This window comes from Halobacterium sp. R2-5 (genome assembly GCF_011734195.1).
In the GTDB taxonomy this organism is placed as follows: Archaea; Halobacteriota; Halobacteria; order Halobacteriales; family Halobacteriaceae; genus Halobacterium.
The window spans coordinates 393,768-415,791 of record NZ_JAANTH010000002.1 but is presented as its reverse complement, the minus strand read 5'-3'; the positions used below and the strand labels follow the sequence as shown (position 1 = coordinate 415,791).

The 22,024-nt window shown below is 67.9% G+C and carries 26 protein-coding genes and 1 tRNA gene; 20 read left to right on the top strand and 7 right to left on the bottom strand.

The genetic code is table 11. The features are described from left to right. The first annotated feature begins 2 nt into the window (after positions 1–2). The 9 genes from G9C83_RS10780 to secY are packed head-to-tail and all read left to right on the top strand — an operon-like array spanning position 3 to position 5,696. On the top strand, positions 3–395 hold the full coding sequence (locus G9C83_RS10780; RefSeq protein ID WP_167246144.1) for a 30S ribosomal protein S8: 393 nt from the start codon (positions 3–5) through the stop codon (positions 393–395). 2 nt (positions 396–397) lie between these two features. Further along, entirely contained in the window at positions 398–934 is a 537-nt protein-coding gene (locus tag G9C83_RS10775; protein ID WP_167246143.1) for a 50S ribosomal protein L6, read from the top strand. Between the two features lie 3 nt (positions 935–937). Further along, on the top strand, positions 938–1,651 hold the full coding sequence (locus G9C83_RS10770) for a 50S ribosomal protein L32e (RefSeq protein WP_167246142.1): 714 nt from the start codon (positions 938–940) through the stop codon (positions 1,649–1,651). After that, positions 1,648–2,097, top strand: coding sequence for a 50S ribosomal protein L19e (locus G9C83_RS10765; protein ID WP_167246141.1), 450 nt, complete (start codon positions 1,648–1,650; stop codon positions 2,095–2,097). The genes G9C83_RS10770 and G9C83_RS10765 overlap by 4 nt, the downstream gene beginning before the upstream one ends. Continuing rightward, complete coding sequence (locus G9C83_RS10760; RefSeq protein ID WP_167246140.1) at positions 2,097–2,654, top strand: 50S ribosomal protein L18; 558 nt, start codon at positions 2,097–2,099, stop codon at positions 2,652–2,654. The genes G9C83_RS10765 and G9C83_RS10760 overlap by 1 nt, the downstream gene beginning before the upstream one ends. After that, positions 2,651–3,289 (top strand): 30S ribosomal protein S5, encoded by a 639-nt coding sequence (locus G9C83_RS10755; RefSeq protein ID WP_167246139.1) that lies wholly within the window; start codon positions 2,651–2,653, stop codon positions 3,287–3,289. The genes G9C83_RS10760 and G9C83_RS10755 overlap by 4 nt, the downstream gene beginning before the upstream one ends. After that, the gene (rpmD, locus tag G9C83_RS10750) at positions 3,289–3,753 is read left to right on the top strand and encodes a 50S ribosomal protein L30 (RefSeq protein WP_167246138.1); all 465 of its coding nucleotides are present in this window, start codon (positions 3,289–3,291) and stop codon (positions 3,751–3,753) included. The genes G9C83_RS10755 and rpmD overlap by 1 nt, the downstream gene beginning before the upstream one ends. A 2-nt stretch (positions 3,754–3,755) precedes the next feature. Beyond that, positions 3,756–4,217 carry an uL15m family ribosomal protein gene (locus tag G9C83_RS10745; RefSeq protein WP_167246137.1) on the top strand — a complete coding sequence of 154 codons (462 nt, stop codon included), beginning with the start codon at positions 3,756–3,758 and terminating at the stop codon, positions 4,215–4,217. Positions 4,218–4,220: 3 nt separating this feature from the next. Continuing rightward, positions 4,221–5,696 (top strand): preprotein translocase subunit SecY, encoded by a 1,476-nt coding sequence (gene secY, locus G9C83_RS10740; RefSeq protein ID WP_167246136.1) that lies wholly within the window; start codon positions 4,221–4,223, stop codon positions 5,694–5,696. 150 nt (positions 5,697–5,846) lie between these two features. Here secY and G9C83_RS10735 read toward each other — a convergent pair whose 3' ends face one another. Beyond that, a complete protein-coding gene (locus G9C83_RS10735; protein ID WP_167246135.1) occupies positions 5,847–6,752 on the bottom strand; it encodes an EamA family transporter in 906 nt (301 codons plus the stop codon). Positions 6,753–7,085: 333 nt separating this feature from the next. Here G9C83_RS10735 and G9C83_RS10730 point away from each other — a divergent pair, with 333 nt between their 5' ends. Next, on the top strand, positions 7,086–8,309 hold the full coding sequence (locus G9C83_RS10730; protein ID WP_167246134.1) for an ABC transporter substrate-binding protein: 1,224 nt from the start codon (positions 7,086–7,088) through the stop codon (positions 8,307–8,309). A 146-nt stretch (positions 8,310–8,455) separates the two neighbouring features. Beyond that, complete coding sequence (gene trkA / locus G9C83_RS10725) at positions 8,456–9,799, top strand: Trk system potassium transporter TrkA (protein WP_167246133.1); 1,344 nt, start codon at positions 8,456–8,458, stop codon at positions 9,797–9,799. Positions 9,800–9,847: 48 nt separating this feature from the next. Here trkA and G9C83_RS10720 read toward each other — a convergent pair whose 3' ends face one another. The 3 genes from G9C83_RS10720 to G9C83_RS10710 form a co-directional block, all read right to left on the bottom strand. Continuing rightward, positions 9,848–12,085, bottom strand: coding sequence for an amino acid permease (locus tag G9C83_RS10720; RefSeq protein ID WP_167246132.1), 2,238 nt, complete (start codon positions 12,083–12,085; stop codon positions 9,848–9,850). Then, positions 12,078–12,515 carry a universal stress protein gene (locus G9C83_RS10715; RefSeq protein WP_167247199.1) on the bottom strand — a complete coding sequence of 146 codons (438 nt, stop codon included), beginning with the start codon at positions 12,513–12,515 and terminating at the stop codon, positions 12,078–12,080. The genes G9C83_RS10720 and G9C83_RS10715 overlap by 8 nt, the downstream gene beginning before the upstream one ends. Before the next feature lie 126 nt (positions 12,516–12,641). After that, positions 12,642–13,052: a hypothetical protein gene (locus G9C83_RS10710; protein WP_167246131.1), complete on the bottom strand. Its 411-nt coding sequence runs from the start codon at positions 13,050–13,052 to the stop codon at positions 12,642–12,644. A 101-nt stretch (positions 13,053–13,153) separates the two neighbouring features. Between G9C83_RS10710 and G9C83_RS10705 the strand changes: the two genes are divergently transcribed. The 6 genes from G9C83_RS10705 (at position 13,154) to G9C83_RS10680 (ending at position 16,975) form a co-directional block, all read left to right on the top strand. Then, the gene (locus G9C83_RS10705; RefSeq protein WP_167246130.1) at positions 13,154–13,804 is read left to right on the top strand and encodes an adenylate kinase; all 651 of its coding nucleotides are present in this window, start codon (positions 13,154–13,156) and stop codon (positions 13,802–13,804) included. 133 nt (positions 13,805–13,937) lie between these two features. After that, positions 13,938–14,804 (top strand): DUF106 domain-containing protein, encoded by an 867-nt coding sequence (locus G9C83_RS10700; RefSeq protein WP_167246129.1) that lies wholly within the window; start codon positions 13,938–13,940, stop codon positions 14,802–14,804. Between the two features lie 252 nt (positions 14,805–15,056). After that, positions 15,057–15,635 (top strand): (d)CMP kinase, encoded by a 579-nt coding sequence (cmk, locus tag G9C83_RS10695; RefSeq protein ID WP_167246128.1) that lies wholly within the window; start codon positions 15,057–15,059, stop codon positions 15,633–15,635. 2 nt (positions 15,636–15,637) lie between these two features. Next, positions 15,638–16,531 carry an RNA-guided pseudouridylation complex pseudouridine synthase subunit Cbf5 gene (locus G9C83_RS10690; RefSeq protein ID WP_167246127.1) on the top strand — a complete coding sequence of 298 codons (894 nt, stop codon included), beginning with the start codon at positions 15,638–15,640 and terminating at the stop codon, positions 16,529–16,531. A gap of 52 nt (positions 16,532–16,583) precedes the next feature. Next, positions 16,584–16,654, top strand: a tRNA-Pro gene (locus tag G9C83_RS10685). Positions 16,655–16,762: 108 nt separating this feature from the next. After that, positions 16,763–16,975 (top strand): hypothetical protein, encoded by a 213-nt coding sequence (locus G9C83_RS10680; protein ID WP_167246126.1) that lies wholly within the window; start codon positions 16,763–16,765, stop codon positions 16,973–16,975. A 589-nt stretch (positions 16,976–17,564) separates the two neighbouring features. Here G9C83_RS10680 and G9C83_RS10675 read toward each other — a convergent pair. Beyond that, positions 17,565–18,002: a hypothetical protein gene (locus G9C83_RS10675; protein WP_167246125.1), complete on the bottom strand. Its 438-nt coding sequence runs from the start codon at positions 18,000–18,002 to the stop codon at positions 17,565–17,567. 163 nt (positions 18,003–18,165) lie between these two features. On the opposite strand from G9C83_RS10675, the gene G9C83_RS10670 reads away from it, so the two are divergent. Continuing rightward, positions 18,166–18,552 carry a hypothetical protein gene (locus tag G9C83_RS10670; protein ID WP_167246124.1) on the top strand — a complete coding sequence of 129 codons (387 nt, stop codon included), beginning with the start codon at positions 18,166–18,168 and terminating at the stop codon, positions 18,550–18,552. Positions 18,553–18,656: 104 nt separating this feature from the next. On the opposite strand, the gene G9C83_RS10665 is transcribed toward G9C83_RS10670, so the two are convergent. Then, a complete protein-coding gene (locus G9C83_RS10665; protein WP_014052820.1) occupies positions 18,657–18,851 on the bottom strand; it encodes a cold-shock protein in 195 nt (64 codons plus the stop codon). A 202-nt stretch (positions 18,852–19,053) separates the two neighbouring features. Here G9C83_RS10665 and G9C83_RS10660 point away from each other — a divergent pair, with 202 nt between their 5' ends. Together G9C83_RS10660 and G9C83_RS10655 are read left to right on the top strand one after the other, a co-directional pair. Further along, on the top strand, positions 19,054–19,743 hold the full coding sequence (locus tag G9C83_RS10660; protein WP_167246123.1) for an RAD55 family ATPase: 690 nt from the start codon (positions 19,054–19,056) through the stop codon (positions 19,741–19,743). Beyond that, on the top strand, positions 19,743–20,183 hold the full coding sequence (locus tag G9C83_RS10655; RefSeq protein ID WP_167246122.1) for a hypothetical protein: 441 nt from the start codon (positions 19,743–19,745) through the stop codon (positions 20,181–20,183). Before G9C83_RS10660 ends, G9C83_RS10655 begins: the two co-directional genes overlap by 1 nt. On the opposite strand, the gene ilvD is transcribed toward G9C83_RS10655, so the two are convergent. Next, the gene (ilvD, locus tag G9C83_RS10650) at positions 20,184–21,893 is read right to left on the bottom strand and encodes a dihydroxy-acid dehydratase (protein WP_167246121.1); all 1,710 of its coding nucleotides are present in this window, start codon (positions 21,891–21,893) and stop codon (positions 20,184–20,186) included. Positions 21,894–22,024: the final 131 nt, after the last annotated feature.

The window sequence follows — 22,024 nt, the reverse complement described above, 5'->3', positions numbered from 1 at the left end:
CTATGACGGCAAACGATCCCCTGTCCGACGCGGTCTCCGGCATCGACAACGCCGAGAGCGTCGGGCACCTCACGCACACGGTAGAGCCCGCCTCCAACCTGGTCGGCTCCGTCCTCGAGGTCTTCTACGACCGCGGGTACATCGACGGCTTCGAGTTCGTCGACGACGGCAAGGCCGGCAGGTTCGAGGTCGAACTGAAAGGTGCCATCAACGAGTGTGGCCCCGTGAACCCACGGTACTCCGTGGCAGCCGACGGTTACGAGAAGTGGGAGAAGCGCTACCTCCCCGCTCGTGACTACGGCGCGCTCGTCGTCACGACGAGCCACGGCATCATGAGCCACTACGAGGCCCGCGAGAAGGGCATCGGTGGCCAAGTGATCGCGTACGTATACTAACAATGGCACGAGTCGAAATCGAAATTCCGGACGACGTGACGGCGGAGGTCGACCACCTCGACCTCACCGTCGAAGGCCCCGAAGGGTCCGTGTCGCGACGCCTCTGGTACCCCGACGTCGACGTCGACGTCGAAGACGACGCGGTCGTCGTCACCAGCGACGTCGACGACGCGAAGACGCTCTCGACGGTCGGTACGTTCGAGAGCCACGTGGAGAACATGTTCCACGGCGTCACCGAGGGCTGGGAGTACCAGCTCGAAGTCCACTACTCTCACTTCCCCATGCAGGTGGAAGTCGAGGGCGGCGAGGTCGTCATCCAGAACTTCCTCGGCGAGAAGGCACCGCGGCGGACGCCGATCCGCGGCGACACCGAAGTGTCCGTGGACGGCGAAGAAGTGACCCTCAACGGCCCGAGCATCGAGGACGTCGGCCAGACGGCGGCCGACATCGAACAGCTGACGCGCGTCACCGACAAGGACACGCGCGTCTTCCAGGACGGCGTGTACATCGTCGAGAAGCCCAGCAAGGGAGGTGCCTGATAGATGGCAGAAGAGAACAACGACACGCCAGAGACGCTGGAGGACATCTCGGGCGTCGGCCCGTCGAAGGCGGAAGCCCTCGAAGAGGCCGGCTACGAGTCCGTCGAGGACGTGCAGGCGGCGAGCCAGAACGAACTCGCGGACGTCGACGGCGTCGGCAACGCGCTCGCGGCGCGCATCAAGGCCGACGTCGGCGGTCTCGAGGTCGAAGAGGAGACCGAGGCCGAGGTCGAGGAAGCCGAACCCGAGGAAGAAGAGTCCGAGGAGGACGTGGAGACGGAGCTCCGTCCCCGCGGCCTCACCGAGAAGACGCCGGAGCTCAGCGACGACGAGCAGCGCTTGCTGAACAAGCGCCGTCGCGAGGGCAAGCCGCAGTTCAACCGGCAGGACTACCACAAGAAGAAGCGGACGCCGAAGTCGTGGCGTCGCCCGAAGGGCACGCTGTCGAAGCAGCGCCGCGGCGTCAAAGGCAAGGGTGACAAGGTCGAGGCCGGCTTCCGGACGCCGGAAGCGATCCGCGGTAAGCACCCGAGCGGCTTCGAGGAGGTTCGCGTGCACAACGCGGACGACCTCGACGGTATCGACCCGGACACGGAGGCAGCCCGCATCGCCTCGAAAGTCGGCGCGCGCAAGCGCGAACGGATCGAGGAGCAGGCCGAAGAGGCGGGCATCCGCGTTCTGAATCCGACCTACGTCGAAGTGGAGGTTGAAGAATGAGCGACCTCAGCGCACAGAAGCGACTCGCAGCGGACGTCCTCGACGTCGGGAAGAATCGCGTCTGGTTCGACCCCGAGGCCCAAGCCGAGATCGCGGACGCGATCACCCGAGAGGAGATCCGCGAGCTCGTCGACGAGGGGACGATCCAGGCGGAACAGAAGAACGGCAACTCGCGCGGTCGCGCACGCGAGCGCGACCAGAAGCGGTCCTACGGCCACCGGAAGGGCCCCGGCACCCGCAAGGGGAAGTCCGGCGCTCGGCAGAACGACAAGGAGGCCTACCAGGACCGGATTCGCGCGCAGCGACGGACGCTCCGGGAGCTCCGCGACGACGGGGAGATCACCCAGAGCCAGTACCGCGAGCTGTACAACATGGCGAACGGCGGCGAGTTCGACAGCGTCCGGCGCCTACAGAACTACGTCGACGAAAACTACGGTGATAGCTAATGGCGACAGGACCACGATACAAGGTGCCGATGCGACGCCGCCGCGAGGTCCGGACCGACTACCATCAGAGGTTGCGCCTCCTGAAGTCAGGGAAACCTCGGCTCGTTGCTCGGAAGAGCAACAAGCACGTCACGGCGCAGCTGGTCGAGACCGGCCCCGACGGCGACGAAACGATCGCGAGCGCGCACTCCAGTGACCTCGAAGCGTACGGCTGGGAGGCTCCCACGGGGAACCTGCCGGCGGCGTACCTGACGGGGCTGCTCGCTGGGACGCGCGCGCAGGACTCGGACGCTGACGAGGCCGTCCTCGACATCGGCCTCAACACCGCGACCCCGGGTTCGAAGGTGTTCGCGATTCAGGAGGGCGCAATCGACGCCGGCCTGGACGTCCCGCACAACGACTCGGTCCTCGCGGACTGGTCGCGCACGCGCGGCGAGCACATCGCGGAGTACGCCGAGTCTCTCGACGAGCCGCTGTACAGCGGCGAGTTCGACGCAACGGAGCTTCCCGAGCACTTCGACGAGGTGCGGGAGGCCATCATGGAGGACAACGAATGAGCTACAACGACACCTGGGAACCGAAGACACGCCTGGGTCGCCTCGTCAAGGACGGCGAAATCGAGGATATGTCCGACGCTCTCGACAGCGGGCTGCCGCTGAAGGAGCCGGAGATCGTCGACAACCTGCTGCCCGGCCTGGACGACGAAGTCCTGGACATCAACATGGTCCAGCGGATGACCGACTCCGGTCGACGCGTGAAGTTCCGCTGCGTCGTCGTCGTCGGCAACCGCGACGGCTACGTCGGCTACGCGGAGGGCCGCGACGACCAGGTCGGCGGCGCCATCCAGAAGGCGATCGAGGTCGCGAAACTGAACATCATCGACGTCTCCCGCGGCTGCGGGTCCTGGGAGTGCGGCTGTGGGCGCCCCCACACCGTCGCGCTCAAGACGACCGGGCAGGCCGGGAGCGTCGAAGTCGAACTGATTCCCGCACCGCGCGGCCTCGGCCTCGCGGGCGGCGAGACGGTGCGTCACGTCCTCGAGCTCGCGGGCATCGAGGACGTGTGGACGCGCTCCTCGGGGAAGACCCGGACGACCGTGAACTTCGCGAAGGCGACGTTCAACGCGCTCCGGAAGACCGCCGAAGCGCGCGTCCCCCAGCACGCCCACGAGCAGCGTGAGGTGATCGAGTGATGGAGGCAGTCGTGAAGCTCCGCGGCGAGGTCAACATCCCGGACGACGTCGAGGACACGTTCGAGATGCTGAACATCCACAGCGTCAACCACTGCGCGCTCGTCCCCGAGACGGACGCGTACGCGGGGATGGTCGCGAAGGTCAACGACTACGTCGCGTTCGGCGAGCCGAGCGCAGACGTGCTCGCTGACCTCATCGAGACGCGCGCCGAGCCCGAGACGGGGTCGGCGGACGTCGACGACGAGTGGGTCGCCGAGAACACCGACTACGACGACGTCGACGACCTCGCGGACGCGCTCCTCGACGAGGAGACGACGCTCCGCGAGGCCGGCCTGGCGCCCGCGCTCCGCCTGCACCCGCCGCGTGGCGGCCACGAGGGCATCAAGAAGCCGGTCAGCGACGGCGGCCAGCTCGGCAAACACACCACCGAGGAGATCGACGACCTCCTCACCGACATGCACTAACCATGACGAGCAAGAAACGACGACAGCGCGGCTCCCGCACGCACGGCGGCGGCACGCACAAGAACCGGCGCGGCGCCGGTAACCGCGGCGGTCGCGGTCGCGCGGGCCGCAAGAAACACGAGCAACACAACTACGAGGACGTCGGCAAGTCCGGCTTCAAGCGACCGGAGAAGACCGACGAGGACGTCCGCGAGGTGTCCGTCCAGAAGCTCGACGAGGACATCGCGTTGCTCGTCGAGGACGACGTGGCCGAGGAGACGGAGTTCGGCTACCGCGTCGACGCCCGCGACGTCGCCGAGGACGGCTGGGAGGCCGACGTGGTGAAGGTGCTCGGCGGCGGACAGGTGTACGAACAGCTCGAAGTGACGGCGGACGCGTTCTCCGCGGGCGCCGTCGAACTCATCGAGAGCGAGGGCGGCGACGCCGTCGTCTCCGAGCGCGGCTCAGAGGACAGCGAGGAGTAACCCATGGGATGGAAGGAGACTGCCGCACCGGTACTCACGCGGATGCCCGCAGTCCAGCGTCCGGAGGGACACGTGCCGTTCCGACGCAAGATGTACTGGACGGCCGGCGTGCTCGTCCTGTACTTCTTCCTGACGAACGTCACGCTCTGGGGGCTGGACACCGGCGCGAGCCAGGACCTCTTCGGTCAGTTCCGGAGCCTGCTCGCGGGCGGACAGGGAACAGTGCTCCAGCTCGGTATCGGCCCCATCGTCACCGGTAGCATCGTCTTGCAGCTGCTCGGTGGCGCGAACCTGCTCGGGCTGGATACGAACGACCCCCGCGACCAGGCGATCTACCAGGGGCTCCAGAAGATGCTGGTGGTCGTAATGGTGTTCCTGACGGGCATCCCGATGGTGTTCTTCGGGAACTTCCTGCGCCCGAGCCAGGTGCTCGCGCAGAGCCTCGGCATCGGGACGCTGGGCGTCCAGCTCCTGCTGTTCGCCCAGATTGCCGCCGGTGGCATTCTCCTGTTGTTCATGGACGAGGTCATCTCGAAGTGGGGCGTCGGCTCCGGCATCGGCCTGTTCATCATCGCGGGCGTGAGCCAGCGCCTCGTCGGCGGGTTCATCTTCTGGGAGGGAGAGTTCCCGAACCAGGGGCTGTTCCCGAACTGGATCGACCTGGCGCTGGGCAACGTCTCGAACATCCCGCCGCTGCTCTCGATGGACGGGCTATCCTTCCTGCTCATCCAGGGCGGCATCCTCGGGCTGTTCACGACGCTGCTCATCTACGTCACGGTCGTGTACGCGGAGAGCGTTCGCGTCGAGATTCCGCTGAGCCACGCGCGCGTGAAGGGCGCGCGCGGTCGGTTCCCCGTGAAGCTCATCTACGCGAGCGTCCTGCCGATGATCCTCGTTCGCGCGCTGCAGGCGAACATCCAGTTCCTCGGCCAGATCCTGAACTCGACGATGAGCATCCCGTCGTGGCTCGGCGTCTACGTGGACGGCAGCGCCGTCGGCGGGCTGTTCTACTACCTCTCGCCGGTGTACAACCGGCAGAGCTGGATGTGGTGGCTCGGCGGCACGCCGGCGGCCGTGGAGCCGTGGCAGATCATGATCCGCATCGCGGTCGACCTGACGTTCATGATCGTCGGCGGCGCCGTCTTCGCCATCTTCTGGGTGGAGACCACGGACATGGGTCCGGAGGCGACCGCGAAACAGATCCAGAACTCGGGGATGCAGATTCCCGGGTTCCGGAAGAACCTCGGGGTCATCGAGAAGGTCCTCGAGCGCTACATCCCGCAGGTCACGGTGCTCGGCGGCGCGCTCGTCGGGCTGCTCGCGGTCGTCGCGAACATGCTCGGCACCATCGGGAACGTCACCGGGACGGGCCTGCTGCTGACGATCTCTATCACGTACAAGCTCTACGAGGAGATCGCCGAAGAGCAGATGATGGAGATGCACCCGATGATGCGGGAGATGTTCGGCGGCGGCGACTGAGCGACACGCTGTCTTCTCCATCTTTTGTCGAGCGGTCCCGTAGCGGCTGCAACACCGGCGCCGCAGAGACGGCTTCGCGTCGTTCTGACTGACTGCGTGGTGGTGACCCCGCGCGTGGTTCTCAGCCGACCGGAGTCTGACCGCTCCCGTTCAGCTGAGAAGCGTTACGCCGATTGCGCCAGCGACCGCGATGAGTGCGCCGGCAGCGAGTCGCCAGGTAATCTGCTCCAGGTCGTCGCTGACGAACAGCACGGAGAGAAGAATGACGACGAGCGGGCTCGACTGCACGAGGGGGACGACGAGCGAGACCGGTTCGAGTTCGAGAGCGCTGTAGTAACCGAGGAGGAAGAGCGTGTTCGCGACGCCGGCAGCGACGAGCCACGGTAGTTCGCGTCGGTCGACTGTCCGCAGGTCCGGGAGTCCGCGCTTCCACCACAGGTACGTGAGGAAGCCGATACCGGCGCTGACCGTCTTCACGGCCAACCCAGTGAGAACCGCCGAACCCTCGCCGAATCCGATTTTCGCGAGCGTCGGTTCGATCCCGTAGAAGAACGCCGCCGCCAGTGGAAACGCCAGTCCCGCGTATCCTGCACTGCTCCCGATATCGGATTGGCCGTGTTCGTACGTGATCACTGCGATGCCGACGACGATAGCGATCATCGAGGCGAGGTGGCCGGCAGTGACGACCTCGCCGAGCACGACCACGGCGACGAGCGATGCGTGAAGCGGCTGTGAGGCCTTGATCGGTTCCGCGCGGCTGGACCCGATCCGCTTGATTCCCTCGTAGTGCATCGCTCGCCCGACCATCGTTCCGAGTAGCCCCGCCGCGGTGAACGCCGCGAGTGATGTGGCCGTTAGCTCCTCGATCGGGGACCCCAGGAGAAACGCCGCGGGAACGAGCGCGAGAACGTTCACGAGGAGAACGACGACGAGTGCCTCCGAGGAGGCGCTCGTGATCGTCCCGTAGCGGATGGAGAGCGACTGCACAGCGAGCGCGCACGCACCGAAGGCAGCCAGGAGAACACCGACGGTGAGCACATCCCCACCGAGGGTCATGCTGCCACGCTCCGTCTCGCCTCGATACAGAGAGACCGCCGTTTCACTCGTCGCTCACCCGTACGCGTCTCATCGCTTTCGCCATCGGTGTGAGAATACATATCAGTTCTCTCCTCGCCGTCTTCACGCCGGTCGTCGCGACGAGTTTCGGTCGCGATACGAGGTCGGACAGACGCGTCGAATCCGGCGGCATCACCCGGACAACCCCCGTACGAGTTATATAACGGCTGTGAGGGGGCGTACCGCTCTGTCCGCCCCATACCCCCGATCGACGGCTTAGCCACACGGAGGGAAATCCGAATCCATTTATTCGTTTAGGCCAGCCTAAACCACATGGGCGAGCGAACTCTGCCGTTCACGCGACGGTCGTATCTGAAGGGAGCCGCCGCAGCCACCGCTTCCGGCCTGCTCGCGGGCTGCGCCAGCCCGAGCGACGGGGGCGACGGTGGCAGCAGCGGCGACGGAGCGACGACGAGCAACGGGAGCGGCGACCCGACGACGACCGACCCGTCGTACACCGCGTCGCTGGCGCCGGTCGGCGAGGTCTCCTTCGACGAGCCGCCGGAGAGCACGTTCGTGCTGTTCCCGCAGTACGCCGACATGGCCGTCGCGCTCGGCTACGGCGACACGGTCAACTCCCTCTTCGTCCCGGAGATGTCGGGGACGACGATGAACCACTACTACGAGCGCCTCGACGGCGTCTCCTTCGACTGGGAGGGGCTCCCGGACCCCTTCGGTGACGGCATCGACGAGGAACAGCTGTACAGCCTCGACAGCGACGTCCACTTCCTCGACCCCGCGTACCTCGTCACGCAGGACAACTGGTCGGTCGGGGACGCCGAGGACGTCGCCACCAACGTCGCGCCGTGGTTCGGGAACTTCTACAGCGGCACCCACGACCAGCCGCCCGAGCAGTACCGCGACGCCTACGAGTACTACACGCTCTGGGAGCTGTTCGGCCACGTCGCGGACGTCTTCGGCGAGCGCGAGCGCGCCGAGGCGCTCCGCGAAGTCCACGACGACCTCGTCGCGACCATCGAGGCCGACCTGCCGCCGGAGGAGGAACGCCCGACTGCGGTCCGAGTTACCTACGCGGAGGGCACCTTCTACACGTACCACCTCAACAAGCCCGGCTACTGGCTCGCGGACACGCGACCGCTGGGCGCCCACGACGCGTTCGCCGACGAGGACTGGTCGAGCCTCTGGGGCTCGGTCGGCTACGAGACGATGCTCGACGCCGACCCCGACGTCGTCCTCCACCTCTGGGGGGCGACGCCGCGCTACGAGATGTCGTCGGTCCGCGAGCGGCTCCGGAACAGCGAGACCGGCGGACGGCTCTCGGCCGTCGAGAACGACCGCGTGTACGCTTCCGGGATGCGCTACCAGGGCCCGCTGATGAACCTCTTCCAGCTGGAGATGACGGCCAAGCAGCTCTACCCGGACGTCTTCGGCGAGTGGCCCGCCTACGAGGACGGCCAGCACTACCCCGAGATTCCCGCCGACGAGCAGCTGTTCGACCGCGACCGCGTCGCCAGCATCGTCACAGACGGCGCCTGACGCGGGCGTCAGGGCGGCGGGACCGCCGGTCACCGCGGCGGCCTCTACTGGTCGCGGAGACTGGCCGCGCGGCCGACCCGGCGTTCCGAAGCGCTATTCACGGCGGGGGCTCACGTACCGCCCATGCACGAAGGGGTGGTGACCTGATGCGCGTCCTCGTCGTCGGCGCGGGCGAGGTCGGTTCGAGCATCGCCAGCAGCCTCTCGGACTCCCACGAGGTCGTCGTCGTCGACATCGACCCGGAGCGCGTCGAGGCGCTCACGTACTCCGAGGACGTCCTCGCGGTGACCGGCGACGGCACCGACCTCGACGTCCTCGAAGAGGCCGAGGTCGAGAAGGCGGACGTCGTCATCGCCAGCACGGACGACGACGAGACGAACCTCGCGACGTGCGCGACCGTCGACGTCGTCAGCGACGCGTTCACCATCGGCCGCGTCGAGCACACGAACTACCTCGAAACCTGGCGCGGCCACGAGGGCGCGTTCGGCGTCGACTTCATGGTGTGTACGGACCTGCTGGCGGCGGAGGCCATCGTCCGCGTCGTCGGTCTGCCGACCGCCCACGAGGTCGACCCGTTCGCCGACGGCTGCGTGGAGATGGCGGAGTTCGACGTGCCGGCGGACAGCCCGATCGCCGGCGAGACGGTCGCGGAGGCCGACCGCTTCGAGGAACTCACGTTCGTCGCCGTCCTCGAGAACGGCAACGGGCACGCGGAGGTCGCTCGCGGCGACACCGTCATTCAGGGGGACTCCCGCGTGGTCGTCGTCGGCCGGCCGGAGAGTGTCCGCGAGTTCGCGCGCAGCATCGAACCCGAGGGCGCGGCCGGCCGCGTCGAGGACGTCGTCGTCATCGGCGGGTCGACGACCGGCGAGCTCACCGCCGAACGGCTCGCGAGCCGCGGCATCCACCCCCGAATCATCGAGTTCGACGAGAACCGCGCCCGCGAGCTCGCCGAGCGACTCCCGGCGGCGACCGTCTACTCCCACGACGCCACCGACCCCGAGTTCCTCTCCCGGGAGCACATCGAGGACGCGGACGCCGTGGTGGCGACGCTCGGCACCGACGAGCGAAGCCTGCTGGCGGCGCTGCTCGCGAAACGCGAGGGCGCCGAGCGCGCCATCGCAGTGGTCGAGCAGGCGCGGTACGTCGACCTCTTCGAGACGGTCGGCGTCGACGTCGCAGTCAACCCCCGCCGCGTGACCGCCGAGGAGATCACGCGGTTCACCCGCGAGCGCCGCGCGGAGAACGTCGCCATCATCGAACCGGGCGGCGCGGAGGTCGTCGAAGTCGAGGTCGACGAGGACAGCGTGCTCGCGGGCCGCACCATCCTGGACGCGTCCGCTGACCTGCCCGACGGCGTGGTCGTCGGCGCCATCACGCGGAACGGCGAGTACGTCACCCCACGCGGGGACACCGTCGTCGAGGTCGGCGACCACGTCGTCGCGTTCGTGCAGGCGGACGCCCACGACGAGGTCTCCGCGAAGCTCTGACGGTCCTGCGAACTCGTACTCTCCCTCCGAAATCGAAGTAGCGCGTCGTTATCTGCCGAGCAGCCGGTTGAGTAGCGACCGACTGCGTTCTTTCTCCGCGAGCAGGACCGAGCAGTCGACGTCGTAGAGCACGTCGAGGACGAGCGACCCGCGGACGAGCCGCCCGAGCAGGCCGCGCTCGGTCGCACCGACGACGAGCATCGACGCGTCCTCGGCGGCACGCGCGATAGACTCCTCGACGTCGCCGCTCTCGACGCGGAGCTCGGCGTCCGAGAGGCCGTTCTCCTCGGCCCACGTCTCCAGGAACGCCCGGCCCTCGTCGACGTCGTCGGCGACGTGCAACAGCGTAATCTCGCTGTCGAACTGGTCGCGGAAGTACCGCGCCATCGCGGCGCCGAGCTCGGTGTCCGGGCCGCCCGCGGTCGGCACGACGACGTGCGAGGGGTCGAAGCCGCGGTCCTTGAACACGAGCACGTCACAGGGCAGGTCGCCGGCGAGTTCGTCGACGGCGGACTCCGCGCGGCCGGGCGACCCGTGGCTGTCCTCGCCCCACCCCATCACGAGCAGGTCCGCGTCGTGGGACTCCGCGGCGTCGAAGACCTCCTCGAACGAGCGGTGCGAGAGGATGGTGTGGGTCTCGACCGGGACGCCGAAGTCCTCGGCGTCGGCCTTCGCGTCCGCGAGCAACTGCTCGCTGTCCGCGGTGTCCGTGAACTCGTCGAGATGTTCGTTGGCGTACGCGAGGTTCGTCTGGTCGGGGACGGGGACGATGTGGACGGCGATAACGCGACCGTCGTTGGCTTTCGCCGCGGCCGCTCCCACCGAGATGAGGTTGGTCTCGTGCTCGGGGTTCGCGAGCGGCACCACCACGCGGTAGTCCGAGCCGTCGGGCGCGAGCGACTCCGCCGCGGAGACGGCGGCGTCGGGCGCCGACTCGGGGTTACGCTGGAGGTGCTGTGAGAGGATGCCGGTCTTCGTCGCCCGGGAGCGCGCGTACACGAGGTACCACGCCGCCGCGAACACGACGAACGCCGCGGTGGCCGCGACGATGACGGGGTTGATGAACGCGATGAGCGCGAACGACGTGATGGCGCCGAGTATCGGCGTCACCGGGTAGAACGGCACGCGGAAGTCGGGCTGGTACTCGGGCGGGTCGACGGTCCGCATCACGACCAGCGCGACGTTCAGCAGGCCGTAGATGACGAGGTGGAGCGTGCTCCCCATCGTCGACAGCGTCTCGAGGTTCCCGAGCAGCACGAACACGAGGATGAACACACCCGTCAGCGCGATGGAGCGGTACGGCGTCGCGAACCGCTCGTGAATCGAGTTCAGGCTGTCGGAGACGAGCTTGTCCCGGCCCATCGCGAAGTTGATGCGCGAGGACGCCAGAATCGAGGCGTTCGCCGACGACGCGGTCGCGAGCAGCCCGCCGAACAGCAAGGCGACGGCGCCCGCGGGCCCCATGAGGCGGCGTGCGACGTCCACGACGGCGGTGTCGTTGCCGGAGACGAGCTCGTTCGGCACCGCCGCGAGCACCACCAGCAGCACGAGCGCGTAGATGAGCGTGACGAGCACGACGCTGCCGATGACCGCCCGCGGGAGGTTCTTCCCGGGGTCTTTGATCTCCTCGGCGACGCTCGTGATCTGGACGAACCCGAGGTAGGAGACGAACACGAGCCCGGTGACGGGCAGCACGGTGGAGAAGCCCTTCCCCTCGCGGACGAGCGGGAACAGCGAGTTCAGGTCGGCGTTCCACGCCCCGACCGCGGTGAACACCGCGAGGATGGCGACGAGCGTGATGACGATGACGTTCTGGAGGCCGCCGGTCTCCTTCGCGCCGACGTAGTTCACGCCGACGAAGAACGCGGCGCCGGCGAGCGCGACGACTTTGGCGGGCGGCAGCGCGAGCGGCCCGAGTTCGAACCCGGGGACCGCGAGGAACGTGACGACGTACTGGCCGAGCCCGAACATGTAGAACGCGGACGCGAACGCCAGCCCCATCCAGTTCGCCCAGCCCGCGATGGAGCCGAACAGCGGCCCCATGGAGTGGTTGATGTAGTAGTACGCGCCCCCGGCCTTCGGCATCGCGGTGCCGAGCTCGGAGGCCGCCAGCGCGGTCAGCAGCGCGATGCCGCCGCCGACGAGGAACGCCAACGCGGACAGCGGCCCGGAGGTCTCGACGGCGGCGCCCGGCAGCACGAAGATGCCGGCGCCGATCATGGTGCCGACGCCGATAGTCAGCGCGGCGAGCGGGCCGAGGTCCTTCGCGAGCTCCTGGTCACTCATCGGCGTCCTCCGCCGGGAACACGATCACCGGGAGGTCCGCTCCTTTCACGAGGTCGCGGGCGTGGTCGCCGGTGAGCAGGTCGAGCCAGCGGCTGCTCTCGCGGGGCGTGAACGCGACCGCGCTCGCGCCGTGGTCGCGGGCCGCCGCGAAGATGCCGTCCGCGACGTCCTCGTCGAACCGGAGGTCGGTCTCGCAGTCGACGCCGGCGTCCGCGCAAGCGTCCGCGGCGACCGCGAAGACGTCCTCGGCGAACTGTTCGCGCTGCTCGACGCTGGCCTTGTCTATCGCGCCGCCGGCCTTCTCGACGACGTGGACGGTGACGACGCGGCCGCCGGCCTCCCGGACCCGCGGCAGCACCGCTCGCATCGTCGTCTCCGCGTCCGCCTCGCTGGCGACGGGGACGACGACGGTTTCGAGGAGGCTACCCATGTCGACCACCTGGTGGTCGCGCCGGGCGAACACTCACTCCTACGGACGTAACACGCGAGAATCTCATACTCGGGGGTGTGTTCCCATCGGCCTTATACCTTTGACTCTGGGCCGACGCCACCGGAACTACAGTTCGACCGCCCACAGCCGGAAGTCCTCGGGGAGGCCGTACACCTCGCGGAAGGCGGCGTCGACGAACTGCGCGACGCGCTCGTCGTCGGCGCGCGCCTCGACGCGGACGTTCGTCCCGGGGGACTCCTCGCCGGACTCCGCGGGGACGTGTTCGCGCTCGGTGACGGTGAACGCCCCGTACCGGGAGACCAGCGTCGAGAGCCGGTCGAGCTCGTCGTCCGTGCAGTCGAGGTTGAGTGTCCCGTCCGCGAACTGCACCCACGGCGGCAGGAACTCCGGGTCGCCGCTGGGGTCCTCGTCGGCCTCCAGCGTGCAGAACGCGCTGTCGCGCTCGCGGTGCGCGGCGACGGTGTCCGCGACGAGTTCGATGCGCTCGGTCTCGGTGTCGGCGTCGAAGCGAGTCATGCGACGGGATTGACGGCCTGGCCACTAAGCAGGTCGGGTGTCGTCGCGAGAGTTCGGCCGGAAACAACACCTCCTTAATCGATGCCGCGGAACGGGTCTGCATGAGCAACCCGCGAATCCTGATTCTGGGCGCGCCGGGCGCCGGCAAAGGCACGCAGAGCCGCCGTCTCACGGACGAATTCGGCGTCGAGCACGTCACCACCGGGGACGCGCTCCGGGCGAACAAGGGCATGGACATCAGCCACCTCGACCTCGAGTACGACACGCCCGGCGAGTACATGGACGCCGGCGAGCTCGTCCCCGACGAGGTCGTCAACGAGATCGTGAAGACCGCGCTCGGCGAGGCCGACGGCTTCGTCCTCGACGGCTACCCGCGCAACGAGGCCCAGACGGAGTACCTCGACTCCATCACGGACCTCGACGTCGTGCTCTACCTCGACGTCGACGAGGACGAGCTCGTCCGCCGGCTCACCGGCCGCCGCGTCTGCGAGGACTGCGGCGCGACGTTCCACGTGGACTTCGACCCGCCCGAGGAAGCGGGCGTCTGCGACGAGTGCGGCGGCGACCTCTACCAGCGCGAGGACGACACCGAGGATACCGCCCGCGAGCGCATCAACGTCTACGAGGAGAACACCGCGCCCGTCGTCGAGTACTTCCGCGACGAGGGCGTCCTCGAAGAGGTCGACGGCGAACAGACCCCCGACGACGTCTGGGAGGACGTGGAGGCGGCCGTCGAAGCGAACGCGAACTAACTCGCGCGCAGTCGCGCTCTCGAACTCGTTCTCTCGTGTGATGCCGGCTGCCGTCACCGTCGAGTGAGCCGCGTCCCGGGGTCGGTCGTTCCGTAAGAGGTTCAAGCGGGCGCCGCAAAGGAGTCACAAGAAGATGTCTCGAACCGCGGAGAAAGTCCGCTCGCTGGTCCGCGAGGACCCGGAACTGGCCACTGCACTCGACGACCTCCTCGACCACGAGGGTGAACTCCGCTGGCGGGACGTCAAGGACGACGTCTCCAGCGGCCAGTGGGGGCGCCTGCTGGAGAAGGACATCCTCGTCGAGGCCGACGACGGCTTCGAGTTCGCCGACCCCGAGGGCGTCCGCGAGGGTCTCGAACCCGAGGAAGAACTCGAGGACAGCCCCGAATCGTCGTCCTGGTCGAAGTGGGACAAGCTCGCCGCCGTCGGGTCGTTCGCGGCCATCCTCGGCTACAACTTCCAGCCGATCCAGAACACCATCGGCGGCGCCGTCGACATCGTGCTCAGCCCGCTCGAGTCGGTGCTCCCGTTCTACGTCGTCGTGATGGCGCTGGCCGTCCTGACGGGGCTGTACTCCACGCTCCTGCAGGCCAACCTCACCGACATGGACAAGATGTCCGAGTACCAGGAGCGCGCCCAGAAGCTCCAGGACAAGATGTCCGACGCCAAGGAGCGCGGCGACGAAGCCGAAATCGAGCGCCTGCGCGAGGAACAGATGGAGGCGTTCGGCGACCAGGCCGGCATGCTCAAAGAGCAGTTCCGCCCGATGGCGTGGATCATGCTCCTGACGATCCCGGCGTTCCTCTGGATGTACTGGAAGCTCGGCACCGTCTACTCCGGCCAGGAGATCGTGATGGTGCTCCCGCTCGCGGGCGAGGTCGACTTCAACCACGGCCGCCTGCTCGTGTTCCCCACGTGGATCATCTGGTACATGGTCTGCTCGTTCAGCTTCTCGAACATCATCCGCAAAGCGCTGAACATCCAGACGACGCCGACCTAGCACACGCACTTTTTGCGCTGCACGAGGCGCGGCTTCGCCGCGCCTCGTTCGGCAAAAACTTGCGGAAAAAGCACTCCTCCTTCGCTTCACTTCGTTCCGCTCAGTCGTCGGCCTCCACTCACTCGCTGCGCTCGGTCGCGGAGTGAATCGTGCGAGCGGAGCGAGCGCGAACGCTTCCTATCGCTCCGCGAGGCGGTGTCACGGACCGCTCGGGTTCAAAACCTCTTTGTCCGCGCCGGTCCCAGCACGGATATGTTAGTCACGATCTCCGGCCCACCGGGCAGCGGGAAGAGCACGGTGGCGTCCGCGCTCGCGGACCACCTCGGCTACGAGCACATCTCGGGCGGCGACATCTTCCGCGAGCTCGCCGAGGACCGCGGGCTCAGCCTCGAGGAGTTCAACGAGCTCGCCGAGGAAGACCCCCAGATCGACAAGGACCTCGACCGCCAGCTCCGCGAGACCGCCCGGGAGCAGGACGACGTGGTCCTGGAGTCCCGGCTCGCGGGCTGGATGGCCGGCGAGTACGCGGACATCAAGATCTGGCTAGACGCGCCGATGGGGGTGCGCGCGCGGCGCATCGCCGACCGCGAGGACAAGACGCCCGCCGCCGCCCGCGCCGAGACGGAGAAGCGCGAGGACTCCGAGACCGCGCGGTACGCCGACTACTACGGCATCGACTTCGACGACCTCACCATCTACGACCTGTTCGTGAACACCGCGCGGTGGGGGCCCGACGAGGTCACCGACATCGTGTTGTACGCCGTCGACAACTACGAGCCGAGCAACGACGAGGGGCCGGTCCCCATCGAGAACGTCGACTACGAGTTCTGACGATGCTGCGAGACGCCCCCGCGGACCGCGACCCGGACGCTCTCCGCGAGTTCGGAGTCGTGAACCTGGACAAGCCGCCGGGGCCGTCGGCCCACCAGGTGTCGGCGTGGATCCGGGACATGGTCGGCGTCGAGAAGGCCGCGCACGCGGGCACGCTCGACCCGAAGGTCACGGGCTGTCTGCCCGTGCTGACGGGCGCAGCGACGCGACTCGCGCCCGCGCTGCTCGAAGGCCCCAAAGAGTACGTCGCCGTGCTCGAACTGCACGCCGACCCGCCCGCGAACCTCCGCGACGTCGTCGCGGAGTTCGAGGGACCGACCTACCAGAAGCCGCCGCGGAAGTCCGCGGTCGCGCGCCGCCTGCGCGTCCGCGAAATTCACGCCCTCGACGTGCTCGAAGTCAGCGACCGGCAGGCGTTGCTCCGCATCCAGTGCGAGTCCGGGACGTACGTACGGAAGCTCTGCCACGACCTCGGGCGCGCGCTCGGCACGGGCGCGCACATGGGCCACCTCCGCCGCACCGCCACCACGCCGTTCGACGACGCGACGCTGTCGACGCTGCACGACCTCGCGGACGCGCTCGCGTGGCTTCGGGACGAGGACGACACCACGCCCCCGGGCGGCGACCCCGAGGCCGCGCTCCGGGACGTCCTCGCGCCCGCGGAGCGCGCGCTCGAACACCTTCCATCGGTGACTATCGCGCCGTCGGCCGCCGAGCAGGTCGCCGAAGGCGCGCCGGTCTACGCCCCGGGCGTCATCGACGCGGACGACGCCGACCGGGACGCGCTCGTCGCGTGCTACACGCCGAACGGCGCCGCGGTCTGCCTCGGCCGCCGCGTCGGCGACCCGGACGCCGACTCCGGGACCGTCGTCGAACTCGAACGCGTCCTCGTGTAGGGCGATTCCGAAACGAAGGCCTTAATGTTGGAAGCGTCCTCGTTCGAAACGCGGGACCGTAGGGTAGTGGTATCCTCTGCGGATGGGGTCCGTAGGACCTGAGTTCGAATCTCGGCGGTCCCACTTCACTTCAGCCCGGATTCGGATTGCGTCCGTCTCCGGGCCTGCTGAATTAACTTTCGGACAGACCCGTCTGTATTCAACACGTCCCTTTATCAATGAGTGGTCTGCGTGAGCTTCCGCGCTCGGACCTACTCGCGGAGCCGCCGATTCGTCCGGCCCACGCACTCCTCGTTCTGCGGGTGTGAATTCGACCGTGACGAGTCCCGGCCCGACCACCTCGCCGACCACGACCCCGAAGACGCGGGGCTGAATCCACTCGGGGAGCTCAACGACGACCACGGCGCGCCGCTGTTCGAGGAGGTGACCGGCCGTGTCGAGTAGCACGGCCCGCAGCCAGCCCGGTCTCCGCTACGGGTACTGGATGCAGTTTTGGGCCGCCGTCTACGCGCTCACGGCGGTCTACCCCGACCCCGGTATCCACACCCCTCACCGGGACGCTCGTCGCTGTTCTCGCCCACTCAACTACCGACGCGGCCCACGGCGTGGAGAAGTACAGGGGGACAGATACCGTCCGGTAATCCTATCTGGGTCACCTCTGCCAGTGTTCGGGTACTGAACGCGGAGCGTGCGGCAGATTATCCCCGATACGAGTACACCCCCGGATTAGATGTCAGTCGCGTCCGACGTGCCTAAGATCGCTTCACAACTCGGACACTCGTAGACGATTCCACTCACGACTTCCGTCTCAGAAACCACGAGCTCGTCAACGTCTTGCCCGCAATGGGGGCACTGTCCCATAGGTCAGTATCATCAAGTTACATAATAAAACCGTCGAGCAGATCGAGGTCCCCGAGGGGGTTTCCTCAGGTATTCCACGGCAGACCGACGCGGTCCGAGAGAATCGCGTTCCCGAATCTGCACACGAACCTCGTGCGTATCCTCAGCGTCGCCCCCGCTATCCGCCGCCGACTCACTCGCCGTGCTGTTCGAGCAGCGCCTGCACGTACCGGCGTTCGCGTTCCTTCGAAAACTCCAGGTACGGCTGCAGCTGTTCGCCGCGGTCGGTGAGTTCCACGGCGTCGGCGTCCCTGGTGGCGATGCGGTAGCTGGTGAGCTTCGGGAGCGTGGAGTGACAGAGCCGGGTGCGCGTGCGGCGTTCCATCTTCTGGGTGACCGACGCGGGCTTGGTCTCGTTCTCCAGCGCGGTGACGCGAGTGACGAGCTCGTCGACCGGGACGGAGACCTCCTGCGCGGCGAGCACGTAGAGCGCGAAGCGGTCGCGTTCGTCGGCGAGGAGCGCGAACGCGACGCTCGGCGACAGCGACGTGCCGACGTCAGTCGAGGCGGGGGCGGCCGGACCCCCCGTTCGCTCGCCCCCGTTGCCGTTCGAATACGCGTTATTACTCATGACGAACAGTAGGTGGTACGCGAGTAAAAGAACGAGGGTACCTACCAGTTTCCTAGATCGACTGTGACGGTCGGAGCGCAGGATTCACGGCCCGCTCAACCTTCCGATTACCATTCGGACAGTTATCATGTGGTATGATATACTGTGACGTGGTAGGAGCACTATGGCCGTGACGTTCCGGGCGGTGCTGCGGTCGACGGAGACCCAGCCGTCCCGCCAGACCCAGGAGAGCGTGCTGCCCGCGATGTCCCAGCAGTTCGGGAGCCGCGTCTCGATCCACCCGGCGGACCTCGCGCCCGACGACCGCCTGAAGGCCGCGACCGTCGGCGCCGTCGACACGCGGGACGCGGCGGCGCTCCGGGACGTCTACGCGTACGTCAAGCCCCACCGGCTCGTGAAGGTCCGTGCGATCGAGACCGACGACGCGGGCGGCGTCGTCGTCCGGAAGGCACACGAGGTCGACCGCGACCGCATCGAGCGCCGCGGGGACGCCACCATCCTCGGGGACGTCCGCGGCGACCTGCTCGTGCGCGTGCACGGCGACGGCTAGGCGAGCCGCCGGCTACGCGAGTAACGCTGTGTTGTAGGCGAGCGTGTCGCTACGCGGCGTGAAAATCGGGAAAGTAGGTTAGTTGCTGTGAAGGAGCGCCGGGATTACAGCCGGGTGAGGTTCGTCGCGCGCGGGCCCTTGTCGGCCTGCTCGATGTCGAACTCCACTTCCTGCCCTTCCTCGAGGTCCGGACCGCCGACGTCCTCCATGTGGAAGAAAACGTCCTCGTCCGCGTCCTCAGAGTCGATGAAACCGTAACCGCCCGTGTCGTTGAAGAAGTCAACCGTACCGGTTGCCATTGCAACTACGGGTAGGCCGGGTACACGGATAACACTTCCGAGGGTACGATTACCACGCCCCGGTGACACACGATTCGCGGAGCGAGCCTGCAGACACACGCGGGACGACCGCGGCGCACCGAGAACTCCGGGAGGGCTGCGAGGAAACGTGAAAGCGCCAGAACACTGGAGGATTTAAGCGTGGGCCTCGTGGGCCCCACCGATGAGAATCTCGACCGGCGTCGCCGGGCTCGACAGCCTCCTCGACGGCGGGCTCCCGGCGCGCCGCCTGTACACGCTGAGCGGGCCGCCGGGCAGCGGGAAGACCACGCTCGCCGCCCAGTACGTCACGGAGGGCGTGAAGAACGGCGAGGACGTGCTGTACGTGACGATGCACGAGACGCGCAACGAACTCGTCGACGACATGTCGAACTACGAGTTTGGGTTCTCGCGGGCGGCGAACGCCGAGAACTTCGAGTTCCTGAACCTCACGCGGGAGCGCTCGCGGCGCTCGCTCACCCAGTACGGCCGCGAGTCCGGGCTGTCCTCGCGGCTCGCGTCGATGATCCGCCAGGAGGACTACGACCGCGTGGTCGTCGACTCCACGATGCTTTTGGCGCACTTCGCGGACGACGCGGACGCGGAGGTCACGCACTTCGCGACCGGCCTCAAGCAGACCGACGCCACCGTCCTCCTGGTGTCGGAGATGACCGACCCGACCGCGTACGCCGAGGAGCACTACCTCGCCCACGGCGTCATCTTCCTCCACAACTTCCTGGAGAACGGCGGGATGACACGCGGCGTCCAGCTAGTGAAGATGCGCGGGACGAACATCGACTGCGACATCCGGGACGTCTCCTTCACGGGCTCGGGGCTGCAGGTCGACCCCGGACGGAAGGTCCGGCCGGAGTGATGTACGACGAAGCGTTCTCCCGGGACTGGGACGGCGACGAGCTCGACCGCGAGGAGGCCATCTGGCGGGCGTACGCGCTCGGCGTCTCGGCGGCGCTCGGCGACCGCAACCCCAAAGAGTACCGCGAGCTCGTCGCCGCGGCGGGCCGGTCGCTCGTGGAGATGGCCTACGACGAGGGGAAGACCTCGGCAGCGGACCTGGACAGCCGGCTCGCCTCGGACGACGCAGACCTCGACCCCGCCGAGTTCCCGTCCCGCGAGCGCGCGGTGTGGTCGAAGCTCATCACGTACAAAGAAGAGGAGGGCGGCGACATCGAGGCCGGCGGGGGCGACGGCGACCGCATGGACCTCCCGGAGCTCCTCGACCGAATCGACTTCGACACGCTCCCCAGGAAGGACCTCGACCGGCTGCGGCTCCCCGACTTCCTCTCGCGGAAGTAGCTACTCGCGTTTCGCCGCGGGGTTCGTGACCGCGCCGTCCGCGGCGGAGCCGAACTGGACGCCGTACTTCCGGAGCACGCCCGCGTCGTAGCGCGGCTCGGGCTCCTCCCAGTCCTCGCGGCGTTCGTCCATCTCCTCCTCGGAGACCGCGACGGAGAGCTCGCGTTCCGGCACGTCGACGGTCACCTCGTCGCCGTCCTCCACGAGCGCGATGGGGCCGCCAGAGGCGGCTTCGGGCGCGACGTGGCCGACCATCGGGCCGCGGGTCGCACCGGAGAACCGGCCGTCCGTGAGCAGCGCGACGTCGTCCTCGTGGCCCTGCCCGACGACCGCGGCGGTGACGCCGAGCATCTCGCGCATCCCGGGGCCGCCGCGCGGGCCCTCGTTCCGGATGACGATGACGTCCCCGGACTCGATGTGGCCCTCCTGGACGTACGCCATCGCGTCCTCCTCGGACTCGAAGACGCGCGCGGGCCCCGTGTGCTGGGTCTCGTCCTTCCCGGTGACCTTGAGGACCGCGCCGTCGGGCGCGAGGTTCCCCGTCAGCACCGTGATCGCGCCGGTCTCGTGGAACGGGTCGTCGACGGGCTTCAGGAAGTCGACGTCTTCGTCCACTTCGCCGTCGACGCCGAGGTGGTCGAGTTCCTCCTCGATGGTGCGCCCGGTGACCGTGAGCGCGTCCCCGTGGATGAGGTCCGCGTCCAGCAGGCGCTTGAGGACGACGGGAACGCCGCCGACCTCGTGGAGGTCGTTCATCACGCGCGAGCCGCCCGGCTGGAGGTTCGCGACCTTCGGCGTGCGGTCGCTGATCGTGTTGAAGTCCTCGATGTCGAGCTCGACGCCGGCCTCCGCGGCGAGCGCGAGCAGGTGGAGGACGGCGTTCGTGGAGCCGCCGAGCGCGACCTGGATCGCGATGGCGTTCTCGAAGCTCTCCCGCGTGAGGATGTCAGAGGGGCGGCGGTCCTCGCGGACGCACTCCGCGGCGAGCTCGCCGGCGCGCTCGGCGACGTCGTAGCGGCCGTCGGACTCGGCGGGCGGGCTGGCGGAGCCGAGCGGCGCGAGCCCGATGGCTTCCGAGATCGAGGCCATCGTGTTCGCGGTGAACATCCCGCCGCAGGCGCCCGCGCCCGGGCAGGCGTGACGCTCCATGTCCTCGAGTTCGTCCTCGCTCATGTCGCCGGAAGCGACCGCGCCGACGCCCTCGAAGACGTTCTGGACGGTGATCTCGCGGCCGTCGTGCTCGCCGGGCATGATAGAGCCGCCGTAGAGGAACACCGACGGGAGGTCGGTGCGGATGGCGGCCATCATCATCCCGGGGAGGTTCTTGTCGCAGCCCGCGACGGTCACTAAGGCGTCCATGCGTTCGCCGAACGCCACGAGTTCGACGGAGTCCGCGATGACCTCCCGGGAGATGAGCGACGCGCGCATCCCCTCGGTCCCCATCGAGATGGCGTCCGAGATGGTGATGGTGCCGAACTCGATGGGCATCCCGTCGCCGTCTTCGACGCCGTCGACGGCGGAGTCGGCCACGTCGTCGAGGTGGACGTTACACGGCGTGATGTCCGCCGCGGGGTTCGCGACGCCGACCATCGGCGAGGAGAAGTCGGCGTCGTCGTAGCCCATCGCGCGGAACATCGCGCGGTGGGGGGCGCGTTCGACGCCTTCCGTGACGTCGTTGCTCGGCAAGTCCGGGTCCTTCTGCTGGCTCATACCATCTGGTTGCGCGCGCAGGGGTTAAAACGCGCCGACTGAACAGATGTTGCCGGTGGCTCGCCGCGAGGCGATGATGTTCGCCACCACAAGTGGGGTAGCGGGAAGGTTTGCCCACGGCAGAACCGGCA

Coding starts and splice junctions, on each gene's coding strand:
- G9C83_RS10665 (WP_014052820.1), bottom strand. CDS start 18,851: ATGGCAACCGGTACGGTTGACTTCTTCAACGACACGGGCGGTTACGGT.
- G9C83_RS10720 (WP_167246132.1), bottom strand. CDS start 12,085: ATGAGTGACCAGGAGCTCGCGAAGGACCTCGGCCCGCTCGCCGCGCTG.
- G9C83_RS10715 (WP_167247199.1), bottom strand. CDS start 12,515: ATGGGTAGCCTCCTCGAAACCGTCGTCGTCCCCGTCGCCAGCGAGGCG.
- G9C83_RS10705 (WP_167246130.1), top strand. CDS start 13,154: ATGAGCAACCCGCGAATCCTGATTCTGGGCGCGCCGGGCGCCGGCAAA.
- G9C83_RS10765 (WP_167246141.1), top strand. CDS start 1,648: ATGAGCGACCTCAGCGCACAGAAGCGACTCGCAGCGGACGTCCTCGAC.
- G9C83_RS10735 (WP_167246135.1), bottom strand. CDS start 6,752: ATGACCCTCGGTGGGGATGTGCTCACCGTCGGTGTTCTCCTGGCTGCC.
- G9C83_RS10780 (WP_167246144.1), top strand. CDS start 3: ATGACGGCAAACGATCCCCTGTCCGACGCGGTCTCCGGCATCGACAAC.
- G9C83_RS10755 (WP_167246139.1), top strand. CDS start 2,651: ATGAGCTACAACGACACCTGGGAACCGAAGACACGCCTGGGTCGCCTC.
- G9C83_RS10700 (WP_167246129.1), top strand. CDS start 13,938: ATGTCTCGAACCGCGGAGAAAGTCCGCTCGCTGGTCCGCGAGGACCCG.
- ilvD (WP_167246121.1), bottom strand. CDS start 21,893: ATGAGCCAGCAGAAGGACCCGGACTTGCCGAGCAACGACGTCACGGAA.
- G9C83_RS10745 (WP_167246137.1), top strand. CDS start 3,756: ATGACGAGCAAGAAACGACGACAGCGCGGCTCCCGCACGCACGGCGGC.
- G9C83_RS10760 (WP_167246140.1), top strand. CDS start 2,097: ATGGCGACAGGACCACGATACAAGGTGCCGATGCGACGCCGCCGCGAG.
- G9C83_RS10690 (WP_167246127.1), top strand. CDS start 15,638: ATGCTGCGAGACGCCCCCGCGGACCGCGACCCGGACGCTCTCCGCGAG.
- G9C83_RS10710 (WP_167246131.1), bottom strand. CDS start 13,052: ATGACTCGCTTCGACGCCGACACCGAGACCGAGCGCATCGAACTCGTC.
- G9C83_RS10670 (WP_167246124.1), top strand. CDS start 18,166: ATGGCCGTGACGTTCCGGGCGGTGCTGCGGTCGACGGAGACCCAGCCG.
- G9C83_RS10775 (WP_167246143.1), top strand. CDS start 398: ATGGCACGAGTCGAAATCGAAATTCCGGACGACGTGACGGCGGAGGTC.
- G9C83_RS10655 (WP_167246122.1), top strand. CDS start 19,743: ATGTACGACGAAGCGTTCTCCCGGGACTGGGACGGCGACGAGCTCGAC.
- rpmD (WP_167246138.1), top strand. CDS start 3,289: ATGGAGGCAGTCGTGAAGCTCCGCGGCGAGGTCAACATCCCGGACGAC.
- G9C83_RS10730 (WP_167246134.1), top strand. CDS start 7,086: ATGGGCGAGCGAACTCTGCCGTTCACGCGACGGTCGTATCTGAAGGGA.
- G9C83_RS10770 (WP_167246142.1), top strand. CDS start 938: ATGGCAGAAGAGAACAACGACACGCCAGAGACGCTGGAGGACATCTCG.
- G9C83_RS10660 (WP_167246123.1), top strand. CDS start 19,054: ATGAGAATCTCGACCGGCGTCGCCGGGCTCGACAGCCTCCTCGACGGC.
- trkA (WP_167246133.1), top strand. CDS start 8,456: ATGCGCGTCCTCGTCGTCGGCGCGGGCGAGGTCGGTTCGAGCATCGCC.
- G9C83_RS10675 (WP_167246125.1), bottom strand. CDS start 18,002: ATGAGTAATAACGCGTATTCGAACGGCAACGGGGGCGAGCGAACGGGG.
- secY (WP_167246136.1), top strand. CDS start 4,221: ATGGGATGGAAGGAGACTGCCGCACCGGTACTCACGCGGATGCCCGCA.
- cmk (WP_167246128.1), top strand. CDS start 15,057: ATGTTAGTCACGATCTCCGGCCCACCGGGCAGCGGGAAGAGCACGGTG.